The organism is Bifidobacterium pullorum subsp. saeculare (assembly GCF_016899725.1).
Classification (GTDB): domain Bacteria; phylum Actinomycetota; class Actinomycetes; order Actinomycetales; family Bifidobacteriaceae; genus Bifidobacterium; species Bifidobacterium pullorum_C.
Genome location: NZ_JACLYU010000017.1, coordinates 19,469 through 30,209, shown reverse-complemented (window position 1 = coordinate 30,209; position 10,741 = coordinate 19,469). Strand labels below are relative to the sequence as shown.

Here is a 10,741-nt window from a genome sequence, read left to right as displayed (position 1 = left end):
GCGCTCATTGAGTCCTCCGGCCACAGGCACCCCGGAACCCGGTCCTTGGAATTCCGCCGTTCCGTGGACTTTCCCAGGTGGGATACCACGCCGGGGAGGACCCAACGAACCGAGATAGACCTCCGCAGCGGCCCGAATCCGCCCCAACGAACCGAGATACACCCCACCGCAAGCCCCAACGAACGCAGATACGACACACCGCAAGCCCCAACGAACGCAGAACCGATGCACCACAAGCCCCAACGAACCGAGATACGAAGCCCACGCACTGCAACGGACACGGAACGACGTTCACCACGCCTTTCACAAGCGCACGGTCCGCCACAATGAGACGAACCCCGTGCGGCAAACCGTACGCTGACGGACGCTCAGCGTACGGTCTGTCGCAAGGGTGTGGTACCGGTGCGGCGAACCGTACCCTTGCGCGCCGTCAGCGTACGGTTCGCCACATGCGCACGATGCCGATGCGGCGGACGCGCATCGGGAGCGCCTCCATACCCCGACAACAACGCCCCGGCAACAGCGCACACATGACAATGCGAAGAGTCTGAAACGTCTCCCCATGGGGAGAAGGAATAAACGCTAGCTGGCCGCCAGCGGGTGAACTGTCTACCCATGGGGAGAAAGAACGGACGCGGAGAACGCCCCAGCGTCCAAACCATCTCCCCATAGGGAGACAGAATGCCCGCCGGCCGGGTCAGCGGCTGAGGAACAGGGCGATGGCGTGGGCCAGCGAGTTCGCGCCGAGCTTCTCGACGGCGCGGTGCGCGTGCGTGCGCACCGTGGAGGCGGCCACGTCCCATTGCGCGGCGATTTGCTCGTAGCTCATGCCACGTGACAGCAGATGCAAGGTCTCCGCCTCCCGGGCGCCGAGCCTGGGCAGGTTGCCGCCCCGCGCCCCGTCGCCGCCTCCGAAGGGTCCCGCGCCGGCACCGGCGCCGTCGAGCAGCCTCCGGTGGGCCTCGGCCGCGGCGAGGAACCGCGGCGAGGACGGGCTCGCCGCCCCCGCGCCGTCGGCCGCCATCGCCGCCGCGCGGGATGCCGGCACCGCTCCGTCGCCGGCGCGGACCGGATCGTAGGTGCCGCCGGCCGCCACGGTGCGCAGCGCGGCCGCCAGCCGGGGCACGTCGGCCTTGGCCACGATGCCCTGCGCGCCGGCCTCGGCCACGAGGTCGGCGTAGGTGGCGGTCGAGAACGCCGTGATTGCCAGCAGCAGCACGCGGTCCGTGCGCATGCGGATGCGGCGGCAGACGGCCACACCAGTCGACTCGCCGAGCGACATGTCGACCAGCAGGAGCCGTGGGCGCGTGTCCGGGTCCAGCGCTGCGGCGACGGCTTCGTCGGCGGTCTGCACGCCCCAGGTCCACCGCGCGCCCGGCAGCAGCTGCGGCAGGATGCCACGCAACGCCAGCAGTGCCATGCGGTCGTTGTCCACCGCCGCCACCAGCGTCGGCACGGCGCCGGCGTTCCTCCATGCCTCCAGGGCAGTTCCGTCCATGGGCATTCAGTGTACCGGCCTACCCGCGGCGGTCCCGGGGCGCCCCGGCGCCGCGCCCGGCCAGCGGAATCCGGGCGCTGAGCACCCAGGTGCCGTCCTGGATGGCGGTCGCCATCGTGCCGCCCAGGGATTCGACGGCCGCGCGGTGCAGTCCCAGGCCGCGGCCGTGGCGTGTCCGCTTGGTCCGGGTGGTTGGGGAGGACTGGGAGGTCTGGCCGGTCTGGCTGATTCGGCTGGGGCCGTCGGCGATGCGGTTCGTCGAGGTGATGCGCGCGGCGTCGGCGTCCAGCTCGATGAGCACCGCGTAGCAGCCGTCGGCGCCGGTCATGCCATGCCGCACGATGTTGGCGTAGATCTCCTGCACGAGTTCGATCACGACGCGCCGCGTGCGCGCCGGCACCCGGTCCGGCCCGGCGCCCTCCACCCGGCCGCGCCCTTGGAAGCCGAGCATGCGCAGCGTGCGGTCCTGGTCCTCGCACAGGCGCTCCAGCCGGCCGTCCAATGGGCCGGCCGCGGATGGGGCGGCCGCCGGGGCCGGACCGGCGGGAACGGACCAACCTGTCGCAGCGGACGGGACGGTTGAAGGGGATGGGCCGGTGGGAGCGGACAGATTGGTCGCGGCGGACGGGGCGGACGGACCGGTTGCGGCGGATAGGCCGTTCGGACAAGGCAGGCTCATCGCAACGGACGGACCGACCGCGGCACGCCGCCGGTCAGGTTCCGGGGCTGGACCGCCGTCCATCGACCGCGTGCCGTTGAGCACGTCGATGACCTCATGCGTGCGGTCCAGCGCCTGATGCGCGCGATCGTAGATGGCGTCGAGCATCGCGCTAATTTCGGCGTTCCGGTTTTCCGCGCTGTCGGCGTCGCCGCCAATGCTGCCGTCATGGCCGGCACCCGGGGCGCCGGTGCCATCATCATGGCCGCCGCCATCACGGCCGCTCTCCCCCAGTATCGACTTGGCGCGCCAGGCGAGCATGGCGATCACCGAGGCGTCGTTCGCCACCGAATCGTGGATCATGTGGGCGAGCTCCTGTTCGCGCGTGAGCCGGCCGAGCATCGCCTGCGTGCGTTCCAACTGGTCGCTGGTCTGCGCGCGGGCGCTGAACGCATAACCCAGGATCACCGCGAACCCGCTGACGATGCCGGAGACCAGCGTGCCGGCCACGAACACCGGCCACGGCCCGGCCGGAACAGATGAAGCAGCCGGTCCGGGACCGCCATCGTCCGCCGCGGCGGCGAGCCACAGTCCAAGCAACTCCCGCACGCAGCAGGCGGCGGCACCGCGCGCGCCCAACCACACCGTGCATGCCGACTCCACCAACGCATACGCCGCGGCCGCCACAGCTCCCACCCACGTCGGCCACGCATACCCGATGGCGAGGAACAGGCAGAACAGCACCATCGCCACGCCGATATCCTTCGGCAGATAACCCGCGGGCCACGTCGCCGCCAGACACAGCGGCAATCCAGCCAGTCCGGCCGCCTTGGGCAAGCGCGGCAGCACCCCCAGCAGCGCCACGCCGACGAGCATCGCCAGCATGTTCACCGGCTGCGTCGGCGGGCGAAGCACCAGCAGCAGCACCAGCGCCGCGATGCCGATCGCGCAGGCGGCCCGCAGCACACGCGACTCACCGCGGGCCGCGGGCAGCACGGCGCTGCCCGCGGTCATCGTGCGCCGTCCTGCCGAGACTCAGGGCGGAACGGCGCAGACGCATCCATCCCCACCAGGCCACCGGTCGCAGTGCGGAATCCAGCCTGCACAGGCGGCCGGTCGAAACGCGCGCCCTGCGGGCGGCTCGGCAGCACCGCGAGCACCGCGCCCGCCACCTCGCCGAGCAGATAGCAGGCCACGGCGGCGACCAGCCACCACACGGAGGTGCTGGCGTTCCCCGAGACGACACCGACCGCCACGTCGGCGACCAACGCGACCACCGCCGCCAGTTCCAACGCATACGGCAGCAACACCCACCATCCGCGCAGGTTCTCGTCATGCAGACGGCGGATGGTCAACGACAGGTCGGGGATGAAGGTGACCACCAGCCACAACGTGGACAGAGCGTCGGCCGTGGGTGAGGAATCACCGCCCGCGCCGGCCATGGCGCTGTCGGCGGTCGCGCCGACGGCGGCGAGCGCCACGGATCCCAGCATAAGGAACAGGAACGCCCACCAGTATTCGCTGCGCGAGGCGCGGCCGTGGAAGACGAAGGCCTTGCGCCAGAACCGCGCGACGGCGCGGCCGAAGCCGATGCCGTACCACGGTGCCCACAGCGGCGGGCGGGTGGCGTCGGACGGTTCGGGGCGCGTGCTGCCGCGCTGCGGGCTTTCGTGCTGCGGGCTTTCGTGCTGCGGGCTGCCGTATGGCGTGTTGCCGTATTGCGGGCTCTCGTGCTGCCTGCTTTCGTGCTGCGGGCTCCCGTATTGCGTGTTGCCGTATTGCAGGCTCTCGTACTGCATGTTCTTGTTCGTGGTCATGGCTCCCATCCTTCCCCATCCGCGCGGGCAGGTCCACCCGGAGTCCGGGCCGGTCCACACGCGTGTACCGGCGCCCAGAGGCAGCGGCTACCGCCCGTACGATGGTCCTATGCGGACGGTTCCACCGGCCTGCGCGCGGGCGATGCCGGCCCACGCGCGGACCGACCCGCAAGGAGGATGCAATGGACAGGGAGACGAGCGGGATGCGCCGCGCCGATGCGGACGGGGCGTGCGCCGACGCGGACAACCGTGGCGGATACGTCTGGGACAGGGCCGGCCGGGACGAACGCGAATGGCAGCGGCCGCCGGAGCGGATCACGCGCGCATGGATGGTGCAAGGGCTCATCATGGCCGCTGCGCTGGCGGCGGCGGCCGTCGTGACCGCGGCCGTGTGCCAGATAAACGGGTGGTGGAATTTCTGGACGGTGGCGCTCGCCGTCGTCCTGGCCGTGCTGGCGGTGGCGGCGCTGGCATCGATTCCGGTATCCAACCGCTACGACTACGAGTTCAACCAGTTCTCGATCGGCGAGCGCGACGTGCGCATCCGCAAGGGCTGGCTGTTCCGTTCGATGACGACGGTGCCGTACAACCGCGTGCAGCATGTGGACACCAAGCAGGGCCCGGTGCTGCGCGCGTTCGGGCTCATGACCGTGCAGGTGCACACGGCGGTGGGCGAACACGAGATCGAGGGACTGGACGTCGACCAGGCCCATCGCGTGGTCGAGCTCATCGCCGCACGCGCGCGCGAGGCGAAGGAGGACCTGTGACAGCCGGCGGCGCACCCGGTTCGGCCGGCGGCACGCAAGAACGAAGGCAAGGTACCGCGGCGGGCAGCACACCCGGTGCAGCCGGCGGCGCACAGGAACGAGGGCGGAGCACCACGGCCGGCGGCGCACCCCATGCGGCCGGCGGCGCATCGCACGGCTCGTGGACGAGGTTCCCGGCCGCGGCGCTGGCGCTGTGGCTGGTCACGGCGGTCAAGGGCGCCGTGCCGTTCGTGGTCGCCGTGGTCGCATCGTTCGTGGCAGACCGGCCGGAGGTCGGGTGGATGGTTGTCGCCGTCGTCGCCTTCATGCTGATCGCCCCGGTGCTGCGATGGCTGACCGTGCGCTACCGGCTGGGCGACGAGGGCGTGGCCCTGCGCGAAAGCCTGTTCACGCGCCGCCAGCGCACGATTCCCTACGGGCACGTCCATGCCATCACGGTGGAGCAGCCGCCGGTGCTGCGGCTGTTCGGACTGGTCCGGCTCGTCGTGTCCAGCGGCGACTCGTCCGACGGGTCCATCGCCCTCGATGCGGTGCCGGCTTCATTGCAGATGGCAATCGAGGCCCGCCGCCGTGCCGCCGCGGGCGCTGTTGGAAGCCTGACCGCCGACGATGCAGCCGAGCCGTCTCCGACTGCGGCCGCGGCTATGCCGACCCCGGCTGCGGCCATGCCGACCCCGGCCGCGGCTATGCAGTCCCTAGCCGCAACTGCCACGGTTCCGGTCGGACCAGCGGCGGATGTATCAGCCACGGCCCCGACCGGCGCAACACCGATCCCGGCCGACGCAGCACCCTGCCCGACCGACGCAACACCGATCCTGACCGACGCGGCCCTAGCCGAGTCGACACCGGTATCGGCCGACGCGGCACCAACCGACGTGACCCTGGCCGGGTCGGCATCGATCCCGTCAATCGGCCCCTCCCCCTCTTCGGCAACGCAGGTTCCAGCAGGGCCGGCTCCGGCCTCACCCGCCGCGGCCTCATCATCCCCAGCCGCGTCCGCATCCTCCGCGCCGCATCCCGGGACCGGCACGCTGGCGTACCGCGCCTCGACGCGGGACATCCTGCTGTTCGCGCTGACCGACCTGAGTCTGCTGGTGTGGGCGCTGGCGCTCTGGGGCTTGTTTCAGAAAATCGACGACTGGTTTCCTGACCAGGCCGAGGCGGCGGTCTCCGGCGCGACCGCCCTGGTGCTCGCGCACGGTGTGGTGGGGGTGGCCGTGGCGTTCGTCGCGGTGCTGGTGGTGCTGGCGGCCATCAGCACGGTGGCATCGCTGCTGCGGTACGCCGGCTTCGAGGCGTGGCGTCGCGGCGGCGACCTAGTGGTCGTGCGGGGGCTGGTCACGCGCCGCACGATCACGATTCCGGTCGGGCGCATCCAATCGGTGACGGTCACGCGCAATCCGCTGCGCAAGGCCCTGCGCCTGTGCAAGGTCGAGGTCGGGCTGAGCGCCCGTCTGGGCGGCGATGGCGGTGACGACACGTCGACGTCGGACGAGGCGACGCTGCTGCCGGTCATCGGCGACGACCGCGTCGTCGCGACGCTGCGCGCCATGCTGCCGGAATGGGATGTGCGGCCGGTGCCGATGCGCCGCACCGGGCGCGGGCTGATGCGGATGTATCTGACGGCGCCGCTGGCGATGGCGGCGATCGGCGCGGCGGCCGGTATCGGTGGCATGGCGGCCATGGGCGCGGCGCAGGCCGGCGGCGCAGCGGCCATGCGCGGACTGGCGATCGCCGGCGGCGTGACCGCGCTGATTGGTCTGTGCTGGATGGCGACCCGATGGCTCAAGTACCAGACCGACGCCTACGCGCTGCTGCCTGACGCTGATGGGTCGGGGGGAATCGTTGTGCACGGAACCGACGCCGACAGCACCAAGCATGCAGCCGACGATGTCGTCATCGCGCCGCTCCCCCACCGCATCATGGTGACCACGGCAAACGGACTGGCGATGTGCACGATCGTCACTCGGCGTGCGCGAGTGCAGTCGGTCGAGCGGAGCACTACGCCGTGGCGGCAGCGGGCCGGCGTCGAACGGCTTGTCATGCCGCTGTATGTGGCGAACGGGCCGAGCGAGCTGCGCTTCACTGCGCTGCGCCATGCCGACGCCGATTGTCTCGCCGCCTGGGCTGATGACGAGGCTGGGGCCGATAGCTCCGACAGCGCAACCAGAGCCTAATTGGTTTCCTCAGCGGAGCAGCCACGCCACACCATGACGCCAATGCTCCGCTCAGAGCGTCTCAGCGAAGCACCCACGCCACAGCATGACACCACTGCTCCGCTGAGGAGGCGCAACAGCGCAATCAGATGATGCCGCGGTCGGCCAACGGCCCCGCCTCCGGCCCTGCAATTATGGACCTCGCCGGCCCCAATGCTGGCCTCGCGGACTGCCGCCGCTCGGCTCGGGGCCTGTGGACAGTCCACCGGGCTGTCCACCTGGCCGACCTTCGGAATCAGATGATGCCGCGGTCGGCCAGCGGCCCCGACCAATCCGGGTACTCGACGTCGCGGGCGGGGGCGATGGGCTGCTCGGGCAGGTGGCGCGCGGGCAGGGTCTTCGGCTTGAACGGGAAGCGCTCGGCGCGCATCTTCTCATAGGCGGCGATGTCGTCCTCGTGCTGCAGCGTCAGGTCGATGTCGTCGTAGCCGTTCATAAGGCGCCAACGCGTGTAGTCGTTGACCTCGAAGGGCAGGGTCACGTCGCCGCAGGTGACGGTGCGGTCCTCCAGCGAGACGGTCATCTCACGCCCCGGCTCCTCCTCGAGCAGCTTCCACAGCAGCTCGACGGACTCCTGCGGCATGATGGCCGCCAACACGCCGTTCTTGGCGGTGTTGCCGTAGAAAATGTCCGCGAAGCTGGGCGCGATGACCACGCGGAAGCCGTAGTCGTGCAGCGCCCACACGGCGTGCTCGCGCGAGGAGCCGATGCCGAACTCGGGGCCGGCCACGAGGATGCGTCCGGACCGGTAGGCGTCCTGGTTGAGCACGAAGTCCGGGTCGCGGCGCCATGCGTAGAACAGGGCGTCCTCGAAGCCGGTTTTGGTGACGCGCTTGAGGAACACGGCGGGGATGATCTGGTCGGTGTCGACGTTGGAGCGGCGCAGCGGCACGCCCACGCCGGTGACGGTGGTGAGCTTTTCCATATGTGTACGTCCTTAATTCATAAGCCTTGATGCGAGAAGCCTTCATGCGGGAATCGGCGGCCACAACCAGGCGGCCGCAGCCCTGCGGTCACAGGTCGGCCGGCGAGGAAATCGTGCCGCGGATGGCGGTGGCGGCGGCGACCTGCGGCGAGGCGAGGTGCGTGCGGCTGCCCTTGCCCTGGCGGCCCTCGAAGTTGCGGTTCGAGGTGGAGATCGAGCGTTCGCGCGGCACGAGCTTGTCCGGGTTCATGCCCAGGCACATCGAGCAGCCGGCGTTGCGCCACTCGGCGCCGAAGTCGCGGAACACCTGGTCGAGCCCCTCGGCCTCGGCCTGCAGGCGCACGCGCGAGGAGGCGGGCACCACGAGCACGCGGTGGATCGAGTCGGCCTTGTGGTGGCCCTTCATGATCGCGGCGGCGGCGCGCAGGTCCTCGATGCGTCCGTTCGTGCACGAGCCGATGAACACGGTGTCCACGGCGATGTCCTTGATCGGCATGCCGGGCTTGAGGCCCATGTATTCGATGGCGTGCTCGGCGGCGGTGCGCTCGGTCGCGTCGGCGATCGAGGCCGGGTCCGGCACGGTCGCGTCGATCGGCAGGCCCTGGCCGGGGTTGGTGCCCCAGGTCACGTAAGGCTTGAGGTCCTCGGCGTTCAGCGTCACCTCGGTGTCGAAGACCGCGTCGTCGTCAGTCCTCAGGGTCTTCCAATAGGCGACGGCCTGGTCCCACAGCTCGCCCTGCGGCGCGTGCGGACGGCCCTTCAGATACTCGAAGGTGGTCTCGTCGGGGGCGATCATGCCGGCGCGGGCGCCCGCTTCGATCGACATATTGCAGATGGTCATGCGCGCGTCCATCGACAGGTTGCGGATCGCCTCGCCGCGGTATTCGATCACATGCCCCTGGCCGCCACCGGTGCCGATCTTCGCGATAATCGCGAGGATGATGTCCTTGGCGGTCACGCCCTCGGGCAGCGTGCCCTCCACGTTGACGGCCATCGTCTTGAACGGCTTGAGACTCAGGGTCTGCGTGGCCATCACATGCTCGACCTCGCTGGTGCCGATGCCGAAGGCGAGCGCGCCGAACGCGCCGTGCGTGGAGGTATGCGAGTCGCCGCACACGATCGTCATGCCCGGCTGCGTCAGGCCCAGGATCGGCGCGAACGCGTGCACGATGCCCTGGTCGGCGTCGCCGAGCGGGCACAGGCGCACGCCGAACTCCTTGCAGTTCTTCTCCAGCGTGCTCAGCTGCAGCGCGCTGGTCTTGTCCGGGTTCGGCCGGTCGATGTCGACCGTGGGGGTGTTGTGGTCCTCGGTGGCGATGAGCTGGTCCACGTGCCGCGGCTTGCGGCCGGCCAGGCGCAGCCCCTCGAACGCCTGGGGGCTGGTCACCTCGTGCATGAGCATGAGGTCGATGTACAGCAGGTCGGGTGCGCCGTCGTCGCCCTTCCTGACCAGATGGTCGGCCCAGACCTTCTCGGCCAATGTCTTTCCCATTACGGGTCCTCCTCTTGGGTTCCCTTGCGATTCTGTCGCGCGGGGGCGGTGGAAACACAGAGCGCGGGCCTCATGCCCGCGCCTTCTTCGTAGTGCCCAAGGGTATTGAGCCGTTCCCTAGGCGGACGTTTCGCGGCCGGTATTTGAGATGCCGGCGCCGGTTGCGCCGGCCCGACCAGGGCGGAGCAGCTTCCGGCGCGACCGGAGGATAGGGGGTTTCCTACGACAGAACGGGGGTACGGTCCGCCGTTTTCTCACCATTCGACCGCGCGCACGATTTGCAATATCACATTGTGAGATGACATAATCAGTTGCCATGACCGCTGCCGCACAGAACGCCACGATGACCGACGAACGGACCGCCGATATGGCCGCCGTCCCCTCCCCCGTAATCACGAGGGGCACTGCCGCGACCACGCCGCAGGACGACGGGGAGATCCATTCCGGCGTCGGCGTGCTGGACAAAACCGTGAAGATCCTCGACGCCCTGGAGTCCGGCCCGTCCACGCTCGGCCAGCTTGTGGCGGCGACCGGCCTGGCCCGCCCGACCGCGCACCGCTTGGCCATCGCGCTAGAACGCCACCGCTTCGTGGTGCGCGACCAGCACGGCCGCTTCGTGCTCGGCTCCCGTTTCGCCGAGCTGGCCGCCGCCGCCGGCGAGGACCGCCTGCTCACCGCCGCGGGCCCGATTCTGCAGACGCTGCTCGACCGCACCGGTGAGTCCGCCCAAATCTACCGCCGCCAGGGCGACCAGCGCGTGTGCATCGCCGCCGTGGAGCGGGCCTCCGGCCTGCGCGACTCCATCCCGGTGGGTGCGATGCTGTCGATGGAGGCCGGCTCGGCCGCGCAGATTCTGCTCGCCTGGGAGGATTCCGAGCGCCTGCACCAGGGGCTGCGCCACGCCAAGTTCACTGCAGCGAAGCTTGCGCAGGTGCGCAAGCGCGGCTGGGCCGAGTCGATCAACGAGCGTGAGGACGGCGTGTGCTCGATCTCCGCGCCGATCCGCAACGCCTCCGGCCAGGTCATCGCCGCCATCTCCATCTCCGGCCCGACCAACCGCATGGGCTCCCAGCCCGGCCGTCGGTACGCGCCGCTGGTCATGGCCGGTGGCAAGTATCTGTCCGACGCCCTGATCAAAGCCGCCGCCGGCCGCTGAGTCCGCGCCGACAGCTGGCTTCCGGCTGGTTTCCCGCCGGGTTCCGGCTGGGTTCCAGCCATGTCCTCGCCGTGCAAGTCCTCACCATAGGTCGTGCAAGTCCTCACCATAGGTACTGACCTCATAGGAATCACATAAGGCCCCCACAAGGAATCGCACAATCCCCAAGGGATCGCCAATGAATAACGGACCTCGCCGCCAAGGCCCGTTAT

General features: G+C 69.9%; 8 protein-coding genes. 3 read left to right on the top strand and 5 right to left on the bottom strand.

Features of this window, described 5'->3' with window-relative positions; genetic code table 11:
• Positions 1 to 697: 697 nt before the first annotated feature.
• From H7U32_RS07780 to H7U32_RS07770, 3 genes are read right to left on the bottom strand one after another with little or no spacing between them, the layout of a single operon-like run.
• The gene (locus H7U32_RS07780; RefSeq protein WP_204469506.1) at positions 698 to 1,498 is read right to left on the bottom strand and encodes a response regulator transcription factor; all 801 of its coding nucleotides are present in this window, start codon (positions 1,496 to 1,498) and stop codon (positions 698 to 700) included.
• A gap of 19 nt (positions 1,499 to 1,517) precedes the next feature.
• A complete protein-coding gene (locus H7U32_RS07775; RefSeq protein ID WP_204469505.1) occupies positions 1,518 to 3,170 on the bottom strand; it encodes a hypothetical protein in 1,653 nt (550 codons plus the stop codon).
• Complete coding sequence (locus H7U32_RS07770; RefSeq protein ID WP_204469504.1) at positions 3,167 to 3,973, bottom strand: DUF805 domain-containing protein; 807 nt, start codon at positions 3,971 to 3,973, stop codon at positions 3,167 to 3,169. Before H7U32_RS07770 ends, H7U32_RS07775 begins: the two co-directional genes overlap by 4 nt.
• Positions 3,974 to 4,155: 182 nt before the next feature.
• Here H7U32_RS07770 and H7U32_RS07765 point away from each other — a divergent pair, with 182 nt between their 5' ends.
• Together H7U32_RS07765 and H7U32_RS07760 are read left to right on the top strand one after the other, a co-directional pair.
• Positions 4,156 to 4,740 carry a PH domain-containing protein gene (locus tag H7U32_RS07765; RefSeq protein WP_204469503.1) on the top strand — a complete coding sequence of 195 codons (585 nt, stop codon included), beginning with the start codon at positions 4,156 to 4,158 and terminating at the stop codon, positions 4,738 to 4,740.
• Positions 4,737 to 6,917, top strand: coding sequence for a PH domain-containing protein (locus H7U32_RS07760; protein ID WP_204469502.1), 2,181 nt, complete (start codon positions 4,737 to 4,739; stop codon positions 6,915 to 6,917). Before H7U32_RS07765 ends, H7U32_RS07760 begins: the two co-directional genes overlap by 4 nt.
• 274 nt (positions 6,918 to 7,191) lie before the next feature.
• Here H7U32_RS07760 and leuD read toward each other — a convergent pair whose 3' ends face one another.
• Positions 7,192 to 7,881: a 3-isopropylmalate dehydratase small subunit gene (leuD, locus tag H7U32_RS07755; RefSeq protein ID WP_204469501.1), complete on the bottom strand. Its 690-nt coding sequence runs from the start codon at positions 7,879 to 7,881 to the stop codon at positions 7,192 to 7,194.
• 88 nt (positions 7,882 to 7,969) lie between these two features.
• Positions 7,970 to 9,373, bottom strand: coding sequence for a 3-isopropylmalate dehydratase large subunit (gene leuC / locus H7U32_RS07750; RefSeq protein WP_204469500.1), 1,404 nt, complete (start codon positions 9,371 to 9,373; stop codon positions 7,970 to 7,972).
• A gap of 367 nt (positions 9,374 to 9,740) precedes the next feature.
• On the opposite strand from leuC, the gene H7U32_RS07745 reads away from it, so the two are divergent.
• Positions 9,741 to 10,529, top strand: a complete 789-nt coding sequence (locus tag H7U32_RS07745) for an IclR family transcriptional regulator (RefSeq protein WP_239457617.1) — start codon at positions 9,741 to 9,743, stop codon at positions 10,527 to 10,529.
• Positions 10,530 to 10,741 lie beyond the last annotated feature (212 nt).